This is a genomic window from Pseudomonas neuropathica (assembly GCF_051174785.1).
Classification (GTDB): domain Bacteria; phylum Pseudomonadota; class Gammaproteobacteria; order Pseudomonadales; family Pseudomonadaceae; genus Aquipseudomonas; species Aquipseudomonas neuropathica_A.
The window spans coordinates 990,891-1,012,935 of the sequence record NZ_CP195111.1; the positions used below are offsets into that span (position 1 = coordinate 990,891).

Here is a 22,045-nt window from a genome sequence, read left to right on the forward strand (position 1 = left end):
CGAAAAAATAACCATGACTACAGGCAGCGCTCTGTACATCCCGCCTTATAAGGCAGACGACCAGGATGTGGTCGTTGAATTGAACAACCGTTTTGGCGCCGAAGCGTTCACCGCTCAGTCGACCCGCACCGGCATGCCGGTGCTGTGGGTCGCGCGCGCCAGGCTCGTTGAAGTCCTGACTTTCCTGCGCAACCTGCCCAAGCCGTACGTCATGCTCTATGACCTGCACGGCGTGGACGAGCGTCTGCGCACCAAGCGTCAAGGGCTGCCGAGCGACGCTGAGTTCACCGTGTTCTATCACCTCATGTCGCTGGAACGTAATAGTGACGTGATGATCAAGGTCGCCTTGTCCGAGAGCGACCTCAGCTTGCCGACCGTCACCAGCATCTGGCCGAACGCCAACTGGTACGAGCGTGAAGTCTGGGACATGTTCGGCATCGACTTCAAAGGTCACCCGCACCTGTCGCGCATCATGATGCCGCCGACCTGGGAAGGTCACCCGCTGCGCAAGGACTTCCCGGCGCGCGCCACCGAATTCGATCCGTACAGCCTCAACCTCGCCAAGCAACAGCTCGAGGAAGAAGCCGCGCGTTTCCGTCCGGAAGACTGGGGCATGAAGCGTTCCGGCCCGAACGAGGACTACATGTTCCTCAACCTCGGCCCGAACCACCCTTCTGCGCACGGTGCGTTCCGCATCATTCTGCAACTGGACGGTGAAGAGATCGTCGACTGCGTGCCGGACATCGGTTACCACCACCGTGGTGCCGAGAAGATGGCCGAGCGTCAGTCGTGGCACAGCTTCATTCCGTACACCGACCGTATCGACTACCTCGGCGGCGTGATGAACAACCTGCCGTACGTGCTCTCGGTCGAGAAGCTGGCCGGCATCAAGGTGCCTGAGAAGGTCGACGTCATCCGCATCATGATGGCCGAGTTCTTCCGGATCACCAGCCACCTGCTGTTCCTCGGGACTTACATCCAGGACGTCGGCGCCATGACCCCGGTGTTCTTCACCTTCACCGACCGCCAGAAGGCGTACACGGTGATTGAAGCCATTACCGGTTTCCGTCTGCACCCGGCCTGGTACCGCATCGGTGGCGTCGCCCACGACCTGCCGCGCGGCTGGGAAAAACTGGTGAAAGACTTCGTTGAATGGCTGCCAAAACGCCTCGACGAATACACCAAGGCTGCCCTGCAGAACAGCATCCTCAAGGGCCGTACCATCGGCGTCGCCCAGTACAACACCAAAGAAGCCCTGGAATGGGGTGTCACCGGTGCCGGCCTGCGTTCGACCGGTTGCGATTTCGACCTGCGTAAAGCGCGCCCGTACTCCGGCTACGAGAACTTCGAGTTCGAAGTGCCGCTGGCCGCCAACGGCGATGCCTACGACCGCTGCATGGTTCGCGTCGAAGAAATGCGCCAGAGCATCAAGATCATCGACCAGTGCATGCGCAACATGCCGGAAGGCCCGTACAAGGCGGATCACCCGCTGACCACGCCGCCGCCGAAAGAACGCACGCTGCAGCATATCGAAACCTTGATCACGCACTTCCTGCAAGTTTCGTGGGGCCCGGTGATGCCGGCCAACGAATCCTTCCAGATGATCGAAGCGACCAAGGGCATCAACAGTTATTACCTGACGAGCGACGGCGGCACCATGAGCTACCGTACCCGGATCCGCACTCCAAGCTTCCCGCATCTGCAACAGATCCCTTCGGTGATCAAAGGCAGCATGGTCGCGGACATGATTGCGTACCTGGGTAGTATCGATTTCGTTATGGCCGACGTGGACCGCTAAGCATGAACAGCACGCTTATCCAGACAGACCGTTTCACCCTCAGTGAAACCGAGCGCTCGGCCATCGAGCACGAGCTGCATCACTACGAAGACCCGCGCGCGGCGTCGATCGAAGCCCTGAAGATCGTTCAGAAAGAACGTGGCTGGGTGCCGGATGGCGCCTTGTACGCAATCGGCGAGATCCTCGGCATCCCGGCCAGCGACGTTGAAGGTGTGGCTACTTTCTATAGCCAGATTTTCCGTCAGCCGGTTGGCCGTCACATCATTCGCGTTTGCGACAGCATGGTCTGCTACATCGGCGGCCACGAGTCGGTGGTCAGCGAAATCCAGAACAATCTGGGCATCGGCCTGGGTCAGACCACCACCGACGGTCGTTTCACTCTGCTGCCGGTCTGCTGCCTCGGCAACTGCGACAAGGCACCGGCGCTGATGATCGACGACGACACCTTTGGTGATGTGCAGCCTGCTGGCGTCGCCAAACTGCTCGAGGGCTACGTATGACCCTGACATCTTTCGGTCCTGCCAACCGCATCCAGCGTTCGGCCGAGACTCACCCGCTGACCTGGCGTCTGCGTGACGACGGCGAAGCCGTGTGGCTCGACGAGTACCAGGCCAAGAACGGCTACGCCGCTGCGCGCAAAGCCTTCGCTGACATGGATCAGGACGCCATCGTCCAGACCGTGAAAGACGCAGGCTTGAAAGGTCGCGGCGGTGCAGGCTTCCCCACGGGTGTGAAGTGGGGCCTGATGCCCAAAGACGAATCCATCAACATCCGCTACCTGCTGTGCAACGCGGATGAAATGGAGCCGAACACCTGGAAAGACCGCATGCTGATGGAGCAACTGCCCCATCTGCTGATCGAAGGCATGCTGATCAGTGCGCGCGCGCTGAAAACCTACCGTGGCTACATCTTCCTGCGTGGCGAATACACCACCGCCGCCAAGCACCTCAACCGTGCCGTGGAAGAAGCCAAGGCTGCTGGCCTGCTGGGCAAGAACATTCTCGGCAGCGGCTTTGATTTCGAGCTGTTCGTCCACACCGGCGCAGGGCGTTACATCTGCGGTGAAGAAACCGCACTGATCAACTCCCTCGAAGGTCGCCGCGCCAACCCGCGCTCCAAGCCGCCCTTCCCTGCCGCCGTCGGCGTGTGGGGCAAGCCGACCTGCGTGAACAACGTGGAAACCCTGTGCAACGTGCCGGCGATCATTGCCGACGGCGTTGACTGGTACAAATCGTTGGCGCGCGAAGGCAGCGAAGACATGGGCACCAAGCTCATGGGCTTCTCCGGCAAAGTCAAAAACCCGGGCCTCTGGGAGCTGCCATTCGGCGTCACCGGTCGCGAGTTGTTCGAAGACTACGCCGGCGGCATGCGCGACGGCTTCAAACTCAAGGCCTGGCAGCCAGGCGGCGCCGGTACCGGTTTCCTCCTGCCTGAACACCTCGACGCACAAATGTACGCCGGCGGCATCGCCAAAGTGGGCACCCGTATGGGTACCGGCCTGGCCATGGCGGTGGATGACAGCGTCAACATGGTCTCGTTGCTGCGCAACATGGAGCAGTTCTTCGCTCGCGAGTCGTGCGGCTTCTGCACCCCATGCCGCGATGGCTTGCCATGGAGCGTCAAGCTGCTGATGGCCATCGAACAAGGCCGCGGTCAGCCAGGCGACATCGAGACCCTGCTGGGTCTGGTCAACTTCCTCGGCCCAGGCAAAACCTTCTGTGCTCACGCACCGGGTGCCGTGGAGCCGTTGGGCAGTGCCATCAAATACTTCCGTCCAGAGTTCGAAGCCGGTATCGCGCCAGTCAGCGCCGCCGTCCCGCCTCTGGCAAGGCCGATCGTAATCGGCGCGTAAACGCTTAAAAAGGCGAAGGGTCCGTGCCCTTCGCCTTTCGTCCGATGACGCCTTTCGGGGCTGACTGGATTCGGACGGATAACAAGATTCCATTAGCCACGCCCGCTGACACCGGGCCAACGAAGACCTTTGAACCATGGCCACTATCCACGTAGACGGCAAAGCGCTCGAAGTCGACGGGGCAGACAACCTGTTACAGGCATGTCTGTCGCTGGGCCTCGACATCCCTTATTTCTGCTGGCACCCCGCACTCGGTAGCGTCGGGGCTTGCCGCCAGTGCGCGGTCAAGCAGTACACCGACGAGAACGACACCCGTGGTCGCATCGTCATGTCCTGCATGACTCCTGCCACCGATAACACCTGGATCTCCATCGAAGATGAAGAATCCAAGGCGTTCCGCGCCAGTGTTGTCGAATGGCTGATGACCAACCACCCGCACGACTGCCCTGTGTGCGAAGAAGGCGGTCATTGCCACCTGCAAGACATGACCGTGATGACCGGCCACAACGAGCGCCGTTATCGCTTCACCAAACGCACCCACCAGAACCAGCAACTGGGGCCGTTCATTTCCCACGAAATGAACCGCTGCATCGCTTGCTACCGCTGCGTGCGTTTCTACAAGGATTACGCTGGCGGCACCGACCTCGGTGTGTTCGGCGCCCACGACAACGTGTACTTCGGTCGCGTTGAAGACGGCACCCTCGAAAGCGAATTCTCCGGCAACCTCACCGAGGTCTGCCCGACCGGTGTGTTCACCGACAAGACTCACTCCGAGCGCTACAACCGCAAGTGGGACATGCAGTTCGCGCCGAGCATCTGCCATGGCTGCTCGAGCGGTTGCAACATTTCCCCGGGCGAGCGTTACGGTGAACTGCGTCGCATCGAAAACCGCTTCAACGGTTCGGTGAACCAGTACTTCCTCTGCGACCGTGGCCGTTTCGGTTATGGCTACGTCAACCGCACCGACCGTCCACGTCAGCCGCTGCTGGCCGACGGCACCAAGCTCGGTCTGGATGCTGCACTGGATAAAGCCGCTGACCTGCTGCGCGGTCGCAACATCGTCGGTATCGGTTCGCCGCGTGCCAGCCTCGAAAGCAACTACGCGTTGCGCGAACTGGTCGGTGCCGAGCACTTCTACTCGGGTATCGAAGCCTCCGAACTGGAGCGTATCCGTCTGGTCCTGCAAGTGCTGAAAGACAGCCCGCTGCCAGTGCCGAACATGCGCGACATCGAAGACCACGACGCGATTTTCGTCCTCGGTGAAGACCTGACCCAGACCGCCGCCCGTGTGGCGTTGTCGCTGCGTCAATCGGTCAAAGGCAAAGCTGAAGACATGGCCGAAGCCATGCGCGTTCAGCCTTGGCTCGACGCTGCGGTGAAGAACATCGGCCAGCACGCGCTGAACCCACTGTTCATCGCCAGCCTCGCTGAAACCAAGCTCGACGACATCGCTGAAGAATGCGTACACGCCGCTCCGGACGATCTGGCGCGCATCGGTTTCGCCGTTGCTCACGCACTGGACGCCAGCGCGCCGGCCGTTGAAGGTCTGGACGCTGAAGCACTGGAACTGGCTCAACGTATCGCCGACGCCCTGCTCGCGGCCAAACGTCCGCTGATCATCGCCGGTACTTCGCTGGGTTCCAAAGCGCTGATCGAAGCCGCGGCGAACATCGCCAAAGCGCTGAAGCTGCGCGAGAAGAACGGTTCGATCAGCCTGATCGTGCCGGAAGCCAACAGCCTTGGCCTGGCCATGCTCGGTGGCGAATCGGTCGACGCGGCGCTGCAAGCCGTCATCAACGGTAACGCTGACGCGATCGTCGTGCTGGAAAACGATCTGTACACCCGCACCGGCAAAGACAAGGTCGATGCGGCACTGAACGCTGCGCAAGTAGTGATCGTTGCTGACCATCAGAAGACTGCTACCAGCGATCGCGCGCATCTGGTTCTGCCAGCGGCGAGCTTCGCCGAAGGCGACGGTACGCTGGTCAGCCAGGAAGGTCGCGCCCAGCGCTTCTTCCAGGTTTTCGACCCGCAATACATGGACGCGAGCATCCTGGTTCACGAAGGCTGGCGCTGGCTGCACGCCCTGCGCGCGACCCTGCTGAACCAGCCGATCGACTGGACGCAACTCGACCACGTCACCGCTGCCGTTGCTTCGAGCACCGAGCAACTGGCGCGCATCGTCGACGCTGCACCGTCCGCCGCGTTCCGCATCAAAGGTCTGAAACTGGCGCGTGAGCCGCTGCGTTATTCCGGTCGCACCGCGATGCGCGCCGACATCAGCGTTCACGAACCGCGCACCCCGCAAGACAAAGACACCGCGTTTGCCTTCTCCATGGAAGGTTACTCGGGCTCTGCCGAACCGCGTCAGCAGGTGCCATTTGCATGGTCGCCGGGCTGGAACTCGCCACAAGCGTGGAACAAGTTCCAGGACGAAGTCGGTGGTCACATCCGTGCCGGCGACCCGGGCACCCGCCTGATCGAAAGCACTGGCGACTCGCTGAACTGGTTCGCTACAGCACCGCGTGCATTCAATCCGGCGCCGGGTACCTGGCAAGCCGTGCCGTTCTTCCACCTGTTCGGCAGCGAAGAGAACTCTTCGAAAGCTGCACCGGTGCAAGAGCGCATTCCGGCTCCGTACGTGGCGCTGGCCAAGTCGGAAGCGGATCGTCTCGGCGTCAACGACGGTGCCCTGCTGAGCCTGAACGTGGCCGGTCAGACCCTGCGTCTGCCGCTGCGCATCAATGAAGAACTGGGCGCCGGTCTGGTGGCATTGCCTGCGGGCATCGCCGGCATTCCACCGGCATTCGCCGGCGTATCCGTCGACGGTCTGCAGGAGGCAGCGCAATGACCTGGTTCACCCCTGAAGTGATCGATGTGATCCTCTCGGTCGTCAAAGCCATCGTGATTCTGCTGGCCGTTGTGGTCGCAGGCGCGTTGCTCAGCTTTGTCGAACGTCGCCTGCTGGGCTGGTGGCAGGACCGTTACGGTCCGAACCGCGTTGGCCCGTTCGGCATGTTCCAGATCGCCGCCGACATGCTGAAGATGTTCTTCAAGGAAGACTGGACTCCGCCGTTTGCCGATAAAGTGATTTTCACTTTGGCACCGGTGGTGGCCATGTCGGCCCTGCTGATCGCCTTCGCGATCATCCCGATCACCCCGACCTGGGGCGTCGCGGATCTGAACATCGGCCTGCTGTTCTTCTTCGCCATGGCCGGTCTGTCGGTCTACGCGGTGTTGTTCGCCGGCTGGTCGAGCAACAACAAGTTCGCCCTGCTCGGCAGCTTGCGTGCGTCGGCGCAGACCGTGTCCTACGAAGTGTTCATGGGCCTGGCCCTGATGGGCATCGTGGTTCAGGTCGGCTCGTTCAACATGCGCGACATCGTCGAGTACCAGGCGCAGAACCTGTGGTTCATCATTCCGCAGTTCTTCGGCTTCTGTACCTTCTTCATCGCTGGCGTCGCCGTGACTCACCGTCACCCGTTCGACCAGCCGGAAGCGGAACAGGAACTGGCCGACGGTTACCACATTGAATACGCCGGTATGAAATGGGGCATGTTCTTCGTCGGTGAATACATCGGCATCATCCTGATCTCGGCGCTGCTGGTCACCCTGTTCTTCGGTGGCTGGCACGGTCCGTTCGGCATCCTGCCGCAACTGGCTTTCGTCTGGTTCGCACTGAAGACCGCGTTCTTCATCATGCTGTTCATCCTGCTGCGCGCTTCCATTCCGCGTCCGCGTTATGACCAGGTGATGGATTTCAGCTGGAAATTCTGCCTGCCACTGACCCTGATCAATTTGCTGGTGACCGCTGCGGTCGTGTTGTGGAACACGCCTGCAGTCGCGGTTCAGTGAGGATTTGACCCATGTTCAAATATATTGGCGACATCGTTAAGGGTACTGGTACCCAGTTGCGCAGCCTGGTCATGGTCTTCGGCCATGGCTTTCGCAAGCGCGACACCCTGCAATACCCGGAAGAAGCGGTCTACCTGCCACCACGCTACCGTGGTCGCATCGTCCTGACCCGTGACCCCGATGGCGAAGAGCGCTGCGTAGCCTGCAACCTGTGCGCCGTGGCTTGCCCGGTGGGTTGCATCTCACTGCAGAAAGCGGAAACCGAAGACGGTCGCTGGTACCCGGACTTCTTCCGTATCAACTTCTCGCGCTGCATTTTCTGCGGTCTCTGCGAGGAAGCCTGTCCGACCACCGCAATCCAGCTGACCCCGGATTTCGAGATGGCCGAGTTCAAACGTCAGGACCTGGTGTACGAGAAAGAAGATCTGTTGATCTCCGGCCCCGGCAAAAACCCTGATTACAACTTCTATCGTGTTGCAGGTATGGCAATCGCTGGCAAGCCGAAAGGCTCCGCGCAGAACGAAGCCGAACCGATCAACGTGAAGAGCTTGCTGCCTTAAGGAAGAACGATGGAATTCGCTTTCTATTTCGCATCGGGTATCGCTGTTGTGTCCACGCTTCGCGTAGTCACCAACACCAACCCTGTGCACGCCCTGCTCTACCTGATCATCTCGTTGATCGCCGTGGCCATGACCTTCTTCGCACTCGGCGCACCGTTCGCCGGCGTGCTGGAAGTGATCGCTTATGCTGGCGCCATCATGGTGCTGTTCGTGTTCGTGGTGATGATGCTCAACCTCGGCCCGGCCTCGGTTCAGCAAGAACGCGTCTGGCTCAAGCCCGGCATCTGGGCAGGACCGGTGATTCTCGCCGCGCTGCTGCTGGCCGAACTGCTGTATGTGCTGTTCGCTCACCAGAGCGGTCAGGCCATCGGCCACACCACCGTAGACGCGAAAGCCGTGGGCATCAGCCTGTTCGGTCCGTACCTGTTGGTGGTCGAACTCGCCTCGATGCTGCTGCTTGCTGCAGCCGTCACGGCGTTCCATTTGGGCCGTAACGAGGCGAAGGAGTAAGACATGCCTGCTATCCCTCTCGAACATGGTCTGGCGGTTGCCGGCATCCTGTTCTGCCTTGGTCTGGTCGGCCTGATGGTCCGCCGCAACATTTTGTTCGTGTTGATGAGTCTGGAAGTAATGATGAACGCCTCTGCACTGGCGTTCATTGTTGCAGGCGCCCGTTGGGGCCAGCCGGATGGACAGATCATGTTCATCCTGGTGATCAGCCTTGCAGCCGCCGAGGCCAGTATTGGTCTGGCGATCCTGCTGCAACTGTATCGCCGCTTCCACACGCTCGATATCGACGCTGCCAGTGAGATGCGCGGATGAACCTGATCTTTCTGACTTTCGTATTCCCTCTGATCGGTTTCCTGCTGCTGTCGTTCTCCCGTGGACGCTGGTCGGAAAACCTCTCGGCGCTGATCGGCGTGGGTTCCATTGGCTTGTCGGCGATTGTCGCCGCCTACGTCATCTGGCAATTCAACGTCGCACCTCCCGAAGGCGGTCACTACACCCTGGTGCTGTGGAAGTGGATGGCGGTCGAAGGCTTCAAGCCTGACTTCGCCCTCTACGTCGACGGCCTGTCGATCACCATGCTTGGCGTGGTCGTTGGCGTGGGTTTCCTGATCCATCTGTTCGCGTCCTGGTACATGCGCGGCGAAGCGGGTTACTCGCGCTTCTTCTCGTACACCAACCTGTTTATCGCCAGCATGCTGTTCCTGGTGCTCGGCGATAACCTGTTGTTCCTGTACTTCGGCTGGGAAGGCGTGGGCCTGTGCTCGTACCTGTTGATCGGTTTCTACTACAGCAACCGCAACAACGGTAACGCCGCACTCAAGGCCTTCATCGTGACCCGGATCGGCGACGTGTTCATGGCCATCGGCCTGTTCATCCTGTTCCAGCAAGTGGGCACGCTGAACATCCAGGAACTGCTGGTGCTGGCACCGCAGAAATTCCAGGTCGGTGACTTCTGGATCACCCTGGCGACGCTGATGCTGCTGGGTGGTGCGGTCGGTAAATCGGCACAACTGCCGCTGCAAACCTGGCTCGCGGACGCGATGGCCGGCCCGACTCCGGTTTCGGCACTGATCCACGCCGCCACCATGGTGACCGCCGGTGTTTACCTGATCGCCCGTACCCACGGTCTGTTCACCCTGGCACCGGAAATCCTCCACCTCGTCGGCATCGTTGGTGGTGTGACCCTGGTGCTGGCAGGTTTCGCGGCACTGGTTCAAACCGACATCAAACGTATCCTCGCCTACTCGACCATGAGCCAGATCGGCTACATGTTCCTGGCGCTGGGCGTTGGTGCATGGGATGGCGCGATTTTCCACCTGATGACCCACGCCTTCTTCAAGGCCCTGCTGTTCCTTGCTTCCGGTGCGGTGATCGTTGCCTGCCACCACGAGCAGAACATCTTCAAGATGGGCGGTCTGTGGAAAAAACTGCCACTGGCCTACGCCAGCTTCATCGTCGGTGGTGCTGCCCTCGCCGCTCTGCCACTGGTCACCGCAGGCTTCTACTCCAAGGACGAAATCCTTTGGGAAGCGTTCGCCAGCGGCAACCACGGTCTGCTTTACGCAGGTCTGGTCGGCGCGTTCATGACGTCGCTGTACACCTTCCGCCTGATCTTCATCACGTTCCACGGTGAAGCCAAGACCGAAGCCCACGCCGGTCACGGCATCGCTCACTGGCTGCCGCTGTCGGTGCTGATCGTATTGTCCACCGCCATCGGCGCGATGATCGTTCCGCCACTGCACGGCGTGCTGCCAGAAAGCGTTGGCCATGCCGGCGGCGAAGCCAAGCACAGTCTGGAAATCGCTTCGGGCGCCATCGCCCTGGCCGGTATCCTGCTGGCAGCGCTGCTGTTCCTCGGCAAGCGTCGCTTCGTCACGGCCATCGCCAACAGCGGCATCGGCCGTTTCCTCTCGGCCTGGTGGTTCGCTGCCTGGGGCTTCGACTGGATCTACGACAAACTGTTCGTCAAGCCTTACCTGGCGATCAGCCACGTACTGCGCAAAGACCCGCTCGACCAGACCATCGGTCTGATCCCGCGTATGGCCAAGGGTGGTCACACTGCCCTGAGCCGCACCGAGACCGGTCAACTGCGTTGGTACGCTGCTTCGATGGCTGCTGGTGCCGTGCTGGTTATCGGCGCCATCGTGCTGGTAGCGGTCTGATATGAACCTTGCGAATTTGCGAAAGGAAACGAGCCCGTCATGATTCTGCCTTGGCTAATCCTGATCCCCTTCATCGGCGGCCTGCTGTGCTGGATGGGTGAGCGCTTCGGCGCTACCCTCCCGCGCTGGATTGCGCTGTTGACCATGACCCTGGAACTCGCCCTCGGCCTCTGGCTGTGGGCCCACGGTGACTATTCATTTGCGCCGGCGCCTGGCGCCGATCCGACCTGGGCACTTGAGTTCAAGCATGTCTGGATCCAGCGCTTCGGCATCAACGTGCACCTGGCCCTCGACGGCCTGTCGCTGTTGATGATCCTGCTGACCGGTCTGCTGGGTATCCTCTCGGTACTCTGCTCGTGGAAAGAGATTCAACGTCACGTTGGCTTCTTCCACCTGAACCTGATGTGGATCCTGGGCGGCGTGGTCGGCGTGTTCCTCGCCCTCGACCTGTTCATGTTCTTCTTCTTCTGGGAAATGATGCTGGTGCCGATGTACTTCCTCATCGCGCTCTGGGGTCACAGTTCTTCGGACGGCAAGAAAACCCGGATCTACGCAGCGACCAAGTTCTTCATCTTCACTCAGGCTTCCGGCCTGATCATGCTGGTGGCGATCCTCGGTCTGGTGCTGGTCAACTTCAACAACACTGGCGTGATTACCTTCAACTACGCCGACCTGTTGAAAACCAAGATGTCGATGACCACCGAGTACATCCTGATGCTCGGTTTCTTCATCGCCTTCGCGGTCAAGCTGCCCGTGGTTCCGTTCCACTCCTGGTTGCCGGATGCCCACGCCCAGGCGCCGACTGCCGGTTCCGTCGACCTCGCCGGTATCTTGCTGAAAACCGCTGCCTACGGTCTGCTGCGTTTCGCCCTGCCGCTGTTCCCGAATGCGTCGGCCGAGTTTGCGCCGATTGCCATGACCCTCGGCCTGATCGGGATCTTCTACGGTGCGTTCCTCGCTTTCGCACAAACCGACATCAAGCGTCTGATCGCCTTCTCGTCCGTTTCCCACATGGGTTTCGTGTTGATCGGCATCTACTCCGGCAGCCAACTGGCCCTGCAAGGTGCAGTGATCCAGATGTTGGCACACGGTGTGTCGGCGGCGGCACTGTTTATCCTCAGCGGTCAGTTGTACGAGCGTCTGCATACTCGTGACATGCGTGAGATGGGCGGTGTGTGGTCGCGTATCGCTTACCTGCCGGCGATCAGCCTGTTCTTTGCAGCCGCGTCCTTGGGTCTGCCGGGTACCGGTAACTTTGTCGGTGAGTTCCTGATCCTGATCGGCTCCTTCGCAAGCTGGCCGTGGATCACCGCGATTGCCACTTCCGGTCTGGTGTTCGGTTCGGTCTACTCGCTGATCATGATCCACCGTGCCTACTTCGGTCCGGCGAAATCGGATTCGATCCTGCACGGTATGGACGCTCGCGAACTGATCATGGTGCTAGGCCTTGCGGTGTTGCTGATCTACATCGGCGTCTACCCGCAACCGTTCCTCGACACTTCTGCCGCCACGATGCATGGCGTGCAGCAGTGGCTCGGCACCGCCTTCACTCAACTCGCTTCGGCCCGGTAAGAGCGCTATGGAATTCACGATTCAACACTTTATTGCGCTTGCGCCACTGTTGATCACCAGCCTCACCATTATCGTGGTGATGCTGGCAATCGCCTGGCGCCGCAACCACTCGCAGACCTTCCTGATTTCGGTCGCCGGTCTGAACCTGGCCTTGCTGTCGATCCTCCCAGCCCTGAAAGTCGCGCCTCTGGCCGTGACCCCATTGCTGCAAATCGACACCTTCGCTTGCCTGTATATGGCGCTGATCCTGGTCGCCACCCTCGCCTGTGTGACCCTCGCCCACGCCTACTTGGGTGATGGCGGTTCGGGTTACCCGGGCAACCGTGAAGAACTGTACCTGCTGATCCTGATGGCCGCCGCCGGTGGTCTGGTTCTGGTCAGCGCGCAGCACCTGGCCGGTTTGTTCATCGGTCTGGAACTGTTGTCGGTACCGGTTTACGGTCTGGTGGCTTACGCCTTCTTCAACAAGCGTTCGCTGGAAGCCGGCATCAAGTACATGGTGCTGTCGGCGGCCGGTTCCGCATTCCTGTTGTTCGGTATGGCGCTGCTCTACGCCGATTCGGGTTCGCTGAGCTTCGTTGGTATCGGTCAGGCTCTGGCTGCGACTGGTCTGCCTAGCTCGCTGGCGCAACTGGGCCTGGGCATGATGCTGATCGGTCTGGCGTTCAAGCTGTCGCTGGTACCGTTCCACCTGTGGACGCCGGACGTCTACGAAGGTGCTCCGGCACCAGTGGCGGCGTTCCTCGCGACCGCTTCGAAGGTTGCGGTGTTTGCGGTGATGGTGCGTCTGTTCCAGATCTCCCCTGCCGCGAGCAGTGGCGTGCTGAGCGACGTGCTGACCGTCATCGCCATCGCCTCGATCCTGTTCGGTAACCTGTTGGCCCTGACGCAGAGCAACCTCAAGCGTCTGCTCGGTTACTCGTCCATCGCGCACTTCGGCTACCTGCTGATCGCACTGGTGGCGAGCAAGGGTCTGGCGGTGGAAGCCATCGGCGTGTACCTGGTCACCTACGTGATCACCAGCCTCGGCGCCTTCGGCGTGATCACTCTGATGTCCTCGCCGTACAACGGCCGTGATGCGGATGCCCTGTACGAATACCGCGGCCTGTTCTGGCGCCGTCCGTACCTGACCGCCGTGCTGACCGTGATGATGCTGTCGCTGGCGGGTATCCCGCTGACCGCTGGCTTCATCGGCAAGTTCTACATCATCGCTACCGGTGTTGAATCGCATCAATGGTGGCTGGTCGGTTCGCTGGTACTGGGCAGCGCCATCGGCGTCTTCTACTACCTGCGCGTGATGGTCACCCTGTACCTGATCGAGCCAAACCTGCGTCGCCACGACGCCCAGCTGCACTGGGAACAGAAGGCAGGCGGCGTAATGCTGCTGGCCATCGCCCTGGTCGCGTTCTTCCTGGGTGTGTACCCGCAGCCATTGCTGACTCTGGTTCAGCAGGCGGGTCTGGCGGGCTGATTGCTCCGTCGCTTTTAGCTACAAATAGAAACGGCACCTTCGGGTGCCGTTTTTGTTTTTGCGGGAACTGAACGCGCTGTCGCGCGACAGTCTGGAAAAGAAGATGGCGCAGGTCGAACACAGCCTGTCGCTGTACGTCGATGCCAATGAAATCAGCGGTAAACCGCACTGTTGCTGGTGTTTATCGGCCTGACCGCGTGGGGCGCGGTGCAACGCGGGTTGGCGCCGCTGCGCGAGTTTCGCAAAGTCGCGGCGATGGTTTCGACTCAGGATCTGGAACACCGATTGTCCGTGATGAACATGCCGCAGGAGCTGAGCGAACTGGCGCAAGGCATCAACTTCATGCTGCATCGGCTGGATGCCGGGGTGCAGCAGTTGTCGCAATTTTCCGATGACCTAGCGCATGAGCTGCGTACGCCGATCAATAACCTGATGGGCAAGGCGCAGGTGACCTTGTCCCGCGAGCGCACGACCGAGGAATACAAGGACGTGCTGGTGTCGTGCACCGAGGAACTGGAGCGCGTGGCGCGGATTGTTTCGGACATGCTGTTTCTGGCGCAGGTCAGTCATCCGTCGGCGCTGGCGCCGTTTGAAGCGGTGGCGCTGGAGGTTGAAGTGGCGAAGGTCGCGGAGATGTTTTCGTTGTCGGCGCAGGATAAGGATATTCATTTGAATGTGCTTGGCAGTGCCTCGTTGCTGGGCGACCGGTTGATGATTCAGCGAGCGATTTCCAATCTGCTGTCGAATGCGCTGCGTCATTGCCCGAACGGAAAAACCGTGACGCTGCTGATTGAACAGAGTGCGACGCAGGCCTCCCTGCTGGTCAGCAACCCCGGCACCGGGATTGAAGCGCAGCATTTGCCACATCTGTTCGACCGCTTCTACCGCGTCGACAGCAGCCGCTCGCGCTCGCAGGGCAGCACCGGGTTGGGCCTGGCGATCGTGCGCTCGATCATGAGCCTGCATCAGGGGGTGGCGGAGGTTAAGAGTTTGCCGGGGGCGATGACCGTGTTCAGGCTTGGGTTTCCTGCGGTGCCGCCAATGGCCCCTTCGCTTGCAGGCAAGCTCCCACAGTGATTTGCGGGGTACTCAGTTTTTGTGAGCACCACTGAAACCTGTAGAAGTGAGCCTGCTTGCGATGGCGGTGGGCCCTTCAACATCTGCACTGCCTGATACTTAGCCTTTGCGAGCAAGCTCGCTCCCACAGGGACAGTAGTCATCCACAAAATGTGTGGACACCGCCAAAACCTGTGGGAGCGAGCTTGCTCGCGAAAGCGTCGGATCAGGCGATATCCACGTTGAATGTCAGAATGGGAATCGGGAGTTTTGTACGATTTCTTACCGATACGCTCTCGTCTCCGCACAAACTCCGAAAGCTCCCGCCCTAACATCCGTTTCGTCCTACAGCCAGCCTTGAGTGTGGAGCTCTATGGTTAATGTCTATGCAGGTTGAAGAACGATGCGGGGCAAACTATGAGCAGTGACTTGTTTCGTGAGTTGGTAGCAGGAATCGAGACTCTGGCAGTCCAAGGTCGGGCGCAGCGCATTCTCGCTCACAAAGGAAAAACCGGCACACCACGAATTGGCGCTATGAAAGGCAAGCTGGTGCTGCCTGAAGATTTCGATTCGCCATTGCCTGACGCCATGCTTGATACCTTTGAAGAGATTCAAGCATGAAGCTGGCATTGACCGATGTCCTTTAGTTGTTGCTGCTGTGGGCAGGTTTTTTTTGAGTATTGTGAACACCACTGCAATCTGTGGGATTGCTTGCCTGCAAGCGATGGCGGCGTGTCAGTCATTATCCATGCTGAATGGCAGACCGTATTCGCGAGCAAGCTCGCTCCCACAGTAATCTCGATTGTGATCGGAATTTATGAACGATACAGATCCAATGTGGGAGTGAGCCTGCTCGCGATTGCGGTAGGTCAGGCAGCAAAAAAAACGGCACCTTCCGGTGCCGTTCGCCTTTCACATTTCAGCTGTTATTTGCGCGCATCCGCCCACGATTTCAGCAGTTCGTTGTAGCTCACGGTCTCGCCCTTCGGCTTCTCGTTGGCCAGTTTCGGTTTCGGTGCGCCCGGTTGATCGAACCAGTACTGCGCGTCGCGCTCCGGGTTCATCTTCGGAGCACAAACAGCCTGGGCCTTGGAGCGTTCAAGGCGCGTCATGATCGCGTCCTGATCCTTGGCCAAACCGTCGAGCGCCTGTTGCGGGGTCTTCTCGCCGCTCGCCGCTTCGGCGATGTGGCTCCACCACAATTGCGCCAGACGCGGATAGTCCGGCACGTTGGTCCCGGTCGGGGTCCATTGCACGCGGGCCGGGCTGCGGTAGAACTCGACCAGACCACCGAGTTTCGGCGCCAGATCGGTCATCGCTTGCGAGTTGATGTCCGACTCACGAATCGGCGTCAGACCGACGATGGTTTTCTTCAGCGAGACAGTTTTCGAGGTGACGAACTGCGCGTACAGCCACGCTGCCAGCTTCTGCTTCTCAGGCGTGGATTTCATGAACGTCCACGAACCCACGTCCTGATAGCCGAGCTTCATGCCCTCTTCCCAATACGGCCCGCGCGGCGACGGCGCCATGCGCCATTTCGGCGTTCCGTCGGCGTTGACCACCGGCAGGCCCGGTTTGGTCATGTCGGCGGTGAACGCGGTGTACCAGAAGATCTGCTGAGCAATGTTGCCCTGCGACGGCACCGGACCGGACTCGGAGAAGGTCATGCCCGCCGCTTCCGGTGGCGCGTACTTCTTCAGCCAGTCGACGTACTTGGTGGTGGCGAACACGGCGGCCGGACCATTGGTGTCGCCGCCACGGGTCACGCTGGAGCCGACCGGGTGGCAGTCCTCAACACGAATCCCCCACTCGTCCACCGGCAAGCCGTTGGGGATGCCTTTGTCGCCGCCACCGGCCATGGAGAACCAGGCATCGGTGAAACGCCAGCCCAGCGAAGGGTCTTTCTTGCCGTAGTCCATGTGGCCGTAAACGCGTTTGCCGTCGATTTCCTTGACGTCTTCGCTGAAGAATTTGGCGATGTCTTCATACGCCGACCAGTTCACCGGCACGCCCAATTCGTAGCCGTACTTTTCCTTGAACTTGGCTTTCAGATCGGCGCGCTCGAACCAGTCTGCGCGGAACCAGTACAGGTTGGCGAATTGCTGGTCGGGCAGTTGATAAATCTTGCCGTCCGGCGCGGTGGTGAACGAGATGCCGATGAAGTCCTTGATGTCGAGGGTTGGCGAGGTGAAGTTCTTGCCCTCGTTGGCCATCAGGTCGGTGATCGATTCGGTCTTGCCGTAGCGAAAGTGCGTACCGATCAGGTCCGAGTCGTTGACCCAGCCGTCATAGATATTCTTGTCCGACTGCATCACCGTCTGCATTTTTTCCACCACGTCGCCTTCTTGCAGCAGGTCGTGGGTGAGCTTGATCCCGGTGATTTCGCTGAAGGCCTTGGCGAGCACTTTCGACTCGTATTCGTGGGTGGTCAGGGTCTCGGAAACGACCTTGATGTCCATGCCGCGAAACGGTTCAGCCGCTTTGATGAACCACTTCAGCTCTTCGAGTTGCTGCTCGGCCGTCAGGGTCGACGGTTTGAATTCACTGCCGATCCATTTTTTCGCCGCGTCCTCGTAAGCATCGGCCCAGGCGGATGCGCTCAAACCGCTGAGTGCCAGCATGGCTGCCAATGAAATGCTATGTCGCAGCTTATTGTTTTTGTCGAACATAGAGACCTCCTGTTTAAGTTGTGGAGCCGCGTTGCCGAACGACTCGACTAGCCCCAACGCATCACAGCCAACAGCCACACCAGGGACAACGCGGACGCCACCCAGATGCTCCAGTCGGTGGCGCCGATCACCAGCAAATGCAGGTAGGCGCTGCCGAGAAGACCGATAAACAAACGATCACCACGGGTGGTGGCAATCGGTAGAAAACCTCGCCGCAGGATGCTCGGCGAACGCAACTCCCAGGTGGTCATGCCGACCAGAATCAGGCCGATGACGATGAAGAATGCTGCGGTAGGCGTGGTCCAGCTCATCCATTCCATCATCAGCTCCTCAGACCCGACCGAGGGCAAAGCCCTTGGCCACGTGGTTGCGAACAAACCAGATCACCAGCATGCCCGGCAGAATGGTCAACACCCCCGCCGCTGCCAGCACACCCCAATCGATACCCGACGCCGACACCGTGCGCGTCATCACAGCGGCGATCGGCTTGGCGTTCACCGAGGTCAACGTGCGTGCGAGCAGCAGTTCGACCCAGGAAAACATAAAGCAGAAAAACGCCGTGACCCCGATGCCGGAGCCGATCAGCGGGATGAAAATCTTCACGAAGAACTTGGGGAAACTGTAGCCGTCGATGTAGGCGGTTTCGTCGATTTCTTTCGGCACACCGGACATGAAGCCCTCCAGAATCCACACCGCCAATGGCACGTTAAACAGGCAATGCGCCAAGGCTACGGCGATATGCGTATCGAACAGGCCAATCGACGAATACAGCTGGAAGAACGGCAGCAGAAACACCGCCGGCGGCGCCATGCGGTTGGTCAGCAGCCAAAAGAACAGGTGCTTGTCGCCAAGAAAGCGATAACGCGAAAACGCATACGCCGCCGGCAACGCCACGCTTAGCGAGATCACCGTGTTCAAACTTACGTAATACAGCGAGTTCAGATAACCGGTGTACCAGCTCGGATCGGTGAAGATCACCTTGTAATTCGCCAGCGTGAAGTCCTGTGGGAAAAGTGTCAGGCCGCCGAGGATTTCGGTGTTGCTCTTGAAGGACATGTTCAGCAGCCAGTAGATCGGCACCAGCAGGAACAGGATGTATACCAGCAGTGGAATAACTTTTTTCATAGGGGTAAGCCGTTTGCTCATGGCCGGGCCTCAGCGGTTGGCGTCGGAGTGCGTCATGGCGGTGTAGAACAGCCAGGACACCAACAGGATGATCAGGAAGTACACCAGCGAAAACGCCGCTGCCGGACCGAGGTCGAATTGCCCTACGGCCATCTGGGTCAACGTCTGACTCAGGAAGGTCGTGGCGTTACCCGGCCCGCCGCCGGTGAGCACGAACGGCTCGGTGTAGATCATGAAACTGTCCATGAAGCGCAGCATCACCGCGATCAGCAGCACGCTCTTCAGCTTGGGCAACTGAATGTGCCTGAACACCGCCCAGGCCGAGGCGCGATCGATGCGCGCGGCCTGGTAGTACACATCGGGAATCGCGCGCAATCCGGAGAAACACAGCAGCGCCACCAAAGAAGTCCAGTGCCAGACGTCCATCACCAGCACCGTCACCCAGGCGTCCATGGTGTTGGCCGCATAGTTGTAACTGATGCCCATCGCGTTGAGGCTGGAACCGAGCAAACCAATGTCGGCACGGCCGAAGATCTGCCAAATGGTGCCGACCACGTTCCACGGGATCAGCAGCGGAATCGCCAGAATGATCAGCACGACTGATGACCAGCGACCCTTGGTCGGCATGGTCAGGGCGACGGCAATACCCAGCGGGATTTCAATCAGCAACACGCACGCCGAATAGATGAACTGACGCAGCAGCGAGTCGTGCAAACGCGGATCGAGCAGCACTTGCTTGTACCAGTCGGCGCCGACGAAGTAGCGGCTGGACTGGTCGAAGATGTCCTGCACCGAATAGTTGACCACGGTCATCATCGGGATCACCGCACTGAACGCCACCAGCAGGAACACCGGCAACACCAGCCACCAGGCCTTGTTGTTCTGCACCTTGTTCATGGCTGCACCTCTTCATCGGCTTCAAGCAGAAACTCGTCGGCATAGACCATCAGCCACTGCGCCGGAAAACTGATGTACGCCGTGCCCTGCGGCACCGGTTTGTCTTCGGCCAAACGCACTTTCAGCGGCGCGCCGTCGAGGTCGAGGGTCATGATCTTGTAGGTGCCGAGGTCTTCGACGTGTACGACCCTGGCCTGCATCGCGTCATCAAACGGCTCGTCCCACACATGAATGAACTCAGGGCGGATGCCGACCTTCAGATTCTTCCACTGACCGTGTTCGATATGTCGCTGCATGGCGTCGGACAACGGCAAATGCGTCGAGGCGAAACCAACGCCGCCGGGCTGCGGCTGCACGTCGATCAGGTTCATCCCCGGGCTGCCGATGAAATAGCCGACAAAGGTGTGGCTCGGCCGCTCGAACAATTCCCGTGGCGTGCCGAACTGGACGATCTGGCCGCCGTACATCACCGCGATCTTGTCGGCGAAGGTCGAGGCCTCCAGTTGATCGTGGGTGACGTAGACCATGGTGATGTTGAACTGCTCGTGGATCTGCTTGAGCTTGCGCCGCAGTTTCCATTTCAGGTGCGGGTCGATCACCGTCAGCGGTTCGTCGAAGAGGATCGCTGAAACATCGTCACGGACCAGACCGCGGCCCATCGAGACTTTCTGTTTTTCGTCGGCGGTGAGGTTGCGCGCCTTTTTGCTCAGCAGGTTTTGCAGGTCGAGGACTTCGGCAATTTCCTGCACCTTGCTGTGTACTTTCGCCTCGGCCATGCCCTGATTTCGCAGGGGGAAAGCGAGGTTGTCGAACACGGTCATGGTGTCGTAAACCACCGGAAACTGGAAAACCTGAGCGATGTTGCGCTTCTCCGGCGTCAGGTCGTTGACCGCTTTGCCGTCGAACAACACGTGACCCTGCGAGGGACTGAGCAGCCCGGAAATGATGTTGAGCAGGGTCGACTTGCCGCAACCCGACGGCCCGAGCAAAGCGTAAGCGCCGCCCTGCTCCCAGACGTGATCCATCTCGCGGATCGCGTAGTCCTCGGCGCCGCTCGGGGTTTTGCTGTAGCTGTGGGCGAGGTGCTGCAAACGGATTTCGGCCATCAGGCAACCCTCGCGACACGCCGGCCCGGTGCTTGCACCAGACGGCCCTGCGCATCGAAAACGAACAGTTTGTGGGTCGGGATGTAAATGCGGATCGGCGCATCGACGTCGTATTCGTGAACGCCGGGCAGGTGCAGCACCAACAGGAAATGCTCGTTGCGCACGTGCAGGAAGGTTTCCGAACCGCTGATCTCGGCGACTTCGACGGTGACCGCCAATTCGAGGTCATCATCGTTGCTCGGCACCAGCGAGATATGGCTGGGGCGCACGCCAAAACGGAACTCGCCCTCACCCACCGGGCGCAGATCAACGTTCAACGGGAAGTGTACGAAGTTGGCAAAACTCACTTCGTTACCGGCAATGCGTCCCGGCATCAGATTGATCGGCGGTTCGGAGAACAACTCGGCGGCGAGCACGGTTTGCGGCTGGTGATAGACCGAAGTCGACGGGCCGCTCTGAATCACCCGGCCTTCGTGAAGAATCGTCGTGGTGCCGCCGAGTGCCAGCGCTTCATTGGGTTCGGTGGTGGCGTAGATCGCGATGGTGTGGCGCGCCTTGAACAGCTCGCGCATTTCCTGGCGCAGTTCTTCACGCAGTTTGTAGTCGAGGTTGACCAGCGGTTCATCGAAGAGGATCAGCTCAGCGTCCTTGACCAGCGCACGGGCCATGGCCGTACGCTGCTGCTGACCGCCGGAGAGTTCCAGCGGATAGCGCTGCAGAAACTTCTCGATGCGCAGCATCTTCGCGGTTTCCTGCACTTTGCTATGAATGATCTCTTTCGAGACCCCAGCCTGACGCAACGGCGAGGCGATGTTCTCGAACACGGTCATGGTCGGGTAATTGATGAACTGCTGATAGACCATCGATACGTTGCGCAGACGCACCGGGCGTTGGGTGACGTCGACGCCGTTCATCAGGATGCGACCGCTGTCGGGCTTATCGAGCCCGGCCATTAACCGCATGAGGCTGGTTTTGCCGGACAGCGTGCGGCCAAGCAAAACGTTGAACGAACCGGGTTCGAATTTCAGGCACGCATCGTCGATCCAGGTCTGGCCCTCGACGGTACGGCTGACGTGCTCCAGGGTGAGTGACATGGCTCGGCCTTTTTATTATTGGAGTCAAGCGACCTGTGCACGGGAGCGAGTTTCGTGCCAGAAATATTAAGTGATTGATTTGTCGCGAAAATCGGTGAAAGCGTGGGGAAACGGCGTTCATTGCTGAACACATTTGAACAGTTGGGCGATTGACAATGAACAATAGTGAACAACACTCTATGAACGCTTTTTGCCCGATCTTGGATGCGATAGAGACCCCCTGTGGGAGCGAGCCTGCTCGCGAAAGCGGTGTGTCAGTCGATGCAATTGTGTCTGATAGACCGCTTTCGCGAGCAGGCTCGCTCCCACATGGGATTG

At 59.8% G+C, this 22,045-nt stretch carries 18 protein-coding genes and 1 pseudogene; 13 read left to right on the forward strand and 6 right to left on the reverse strand.

Going from position 1 to position 22,045, the window contains the following annotated elements; all coding sequences use genetic code 11:
* The first annotated feature begins 13 nt into the window (after positions 1-13).
* From nuoC to ACRRSD_RS04625, 13 genes and pseudogenes are all read left to right on the forward strand, one after another.
* Complete coding sequence (gene nuoC, locus ACRRSD_RS04565; RefSeq protein WP_007920189.1) at positions 14-1,798, forward strand: NADH-quinone oxidoreductase subunit C/D; 1,785 nt, start codon at positions 14-16, stop codon at positions 1,796-1,798.
* A 2-nt stretch (positions 1,799-1,800) separates the two neighbouring features.
* Entirely contained in the window at positions 1,801-2,298 is a 498-nt protein-coding gene (gene nuoE / locus ACRRSD_RS04570) for an NADH-quinone oxidoreductase subunit NuoE (protein WP_007920186.1), read from the forward strand.
* Positions 2,295-3,650 carry an NADH-quinone oxidoreductase subunit NuoF gene (nuoF, locus tag ACRRSD_RS04575; RefSeq protein WP_007920184.1) on the forward strand — a complete coding sequence of 452 codons (1,356 nt, stop codon included), beginning with the start codon at positions 2,295-2,297 and terminating at the stop codon, positions 3,648-3,650. The genes nuoE and nuoF overlap by 4 nt, the downstream gene beginning before the upstream one ends.
* Before the next feature lie 136 nt (positions 3,651-3,786).
* The gene (gene nuoG, locus ACRRSD_RS04580; protein ID WP_435037291.1) at positions 3,787-6,501 is read left to right on the forward strand and encodes an NADH-quinone oxidoreductase subunit NuoG; all 2,715 of its coding nucleotides are present in this window, start codon (positions 3,787-3,789) and stop codon (positions 6,499-6,501) included.
* Positions 6,498-7,505, forward strand: a complete 1,008-nt coding sequence (gene nuoH, locus ACRRSD_RS04585; protein WP_007920179.1) for an NADH-quinone oxidoreductase subunit NuoH — start codon at positions 6,498-6,500, stop codon at positions 7,503-7,505. Before nuoG ends, nuoH begins: the two co-directional genes overlap by 4 nt.
* Positions 7,506-7,516: 11 nt before the next feature.
* A complete protein-coding gene (gene nuoI / locus ACRRSD_RS04590) occupies positions 7,517-8,065 on the forward strand; it encodes an NADH-quinone oxidoreductase subunit NuoI (protein ID WP_007920177.1) in 549 nt (182 codons plus the stop codon).
* A 9-nt stretch (positions 8,066-8,074) separates the two neighbouring features.
* Entirely contained in the window at positions 8,075-8,575 is a 501-nt protein-coding gene (gene nuoJ / locus ACRRSD_RS04595; protein ID WP_007920176.1) for an NADH-quinone oxidoreductase subunit J, read from the forward strand.
* A 3-nt stretch (positions 8,576-8,578) separates the two neighbouring features.
* Positions 8,579-8,887, forward strand: coding sequence for an NADH-quinone oxidoreductase subunit NuoK (gene nuoK / locus ACRRSD_RS04600; protein WP_003223790.1), 309 nt, complete (start codon positions 8,579-8,581; stop codon positions 8,885-8,887).
* Complete coding sequence (nuoL, locus tag ACRRSD_RS04605) at positions 8,884-10,737, forward strand: NADH-quinone oxidoreductase subunit L (RefSeq protein WP_038362640.1); 1,854 nt, start codon at positions 8,884-8,886, stop codon at positions 10,735-10,737. Before nuoK ends, nuoL begins: the two co-directional genes overlap by 4 nt.
* Before the next feature lie 39 nt (positions 10,738-10,776).
* On the forward strand, positions 10,777-12,309 hold the full coding sequence (gene nuoM / locus ACRRSD_RS04610) for an NADH-quinone oxidoreductase subunit M (RefSeq protein ID WP_007920174.1): 1,533 nt from the start codon (positions 10,777-10,779) through the stop codon (positions 12,307-12,309).
* 7 nt (positions 12,310-12,316) lie between these two features.
* Positions 12,317-13,780, forward strand: a complete 1,464-nt coding sequence (gene nuoN, locus ACRRSD_RS04615) for an NADH-quinone oxidoreductase subunit NuoN (RefSeq protein WP_007920173.1) — start codon at positions 12,317-12,319, stop codon at positions 13,778-13,780.
* 49 nt (positions 13,781-13,829) lie between these two features.
* A pseudogene (locus ACRRSD_RS04620) lies at positions 13,830-14,857 on the forward strand (heavy metal sensor histidine kinase); the annotation flags it as partial.
* A 396-nt stretch (positions 14,858-15,253) separates the two neighbouring features.
* Positions 15,254-15,457 carry a type II toxin-antitoxin system prevent-host-death family antitoxin gene (locus ACRRSD_RS04625; RefSeq protein WP_435037292.1) on the forward strand — a complete coding sequence of 68 codons (204 nt, stop codon included), beginning with the start codon at positions 15,254-15,256 and terminating at the stop codon, positions 15,455-15,457.
* A 305-nt stretch (positions 15,458-15,762) separates the two neighbouring features.
* On the opposite strand, the gene ACRRSD_RS04630 is transcribed toward ACRRSD_RS04625, so the two are convergent.
* From ACRRSD_RS04630 to ACRRSD_RS04655, 6 genes are read right to left on the reverse strand one after another with little or no spacing between them, the layout of a single operon-like run.
* Positions 15,763-17,505 (reverse strand): ABC transporter substrate-binding protein, encoded by a 1,743-nt coding sequence (locus ACRRSD_RS04630; protein WP_064389298.1) that lies wholly within the window; start codon positions 17,503-17,505, stop codon positions 15,763-15,765.
* Positions 17,506-17,552: 47 nt separating this feature from the next.
* The gene (locus ACRRSD_RS04635) at positions 17,553-17,825 is read right to left on the reverse strand and encodes a DUF2160 domain-containing protein (protein WP_007912485.1); all 273 of its coding nucleotides are present in this window, start codon (positions 17,823-17,825) and stop codon (positions 17,553-17,555) included.
* A gap of 10 nt (positions 17,826-17,835) precedes the next feature.
* Complete coding sequence (locus ACRRSD_RS04640) at positions 17,836-18,630, reverse strand: carbohydrate ABC transporter permease (protein WP_371042959.1); 795 nt, start codon at positions 18,628-18,630, stop codon at positions 17,836-17,838.
* Positions 18,631-18,660: 30 nt separating this feature from the next.
* Complete coding sequence (locus ACRRSD_RS04645; RefSeq protein WP_007912484.1) at positions 18,661-19,527, reverse strand: carbohydrate ABC transporter permease; 867 nt, start codon at positions 19,525-19,527, stop codon at positions 18,661-18,663.
* Entirely contained in the window at positions 19,524-20,633 is a 1,110-nt protein-coding gene (locus ACRRSD_RS04650; RefSeq protein ID WP_038362660.1) for an ABC transporter ATP-binding protein, read from the reverse strand. Before ACRRSD_RS04650 ends, ACRRSD_RS04645 begins: the two co-directional genes overlap by 4 nt.
* Positions 20,633-21,727, reverse strand: coding sequence for an ABC transporter ATP-binding protein (locus tag ACRRSD_RS04655; RefSeq protein WP_007912480.1), 1,095 nt, complete (start codon positions 21,725-21,727; stop codon positions 20,633-20,635). The genes ACRRSD_RS04650 and ACRRSD_RS04655 overlap by 1 nt, the downstream gene beginning before the upstream one ends.
* Positions 21,728-22,045: the final 318 nt, after the last annotated feature.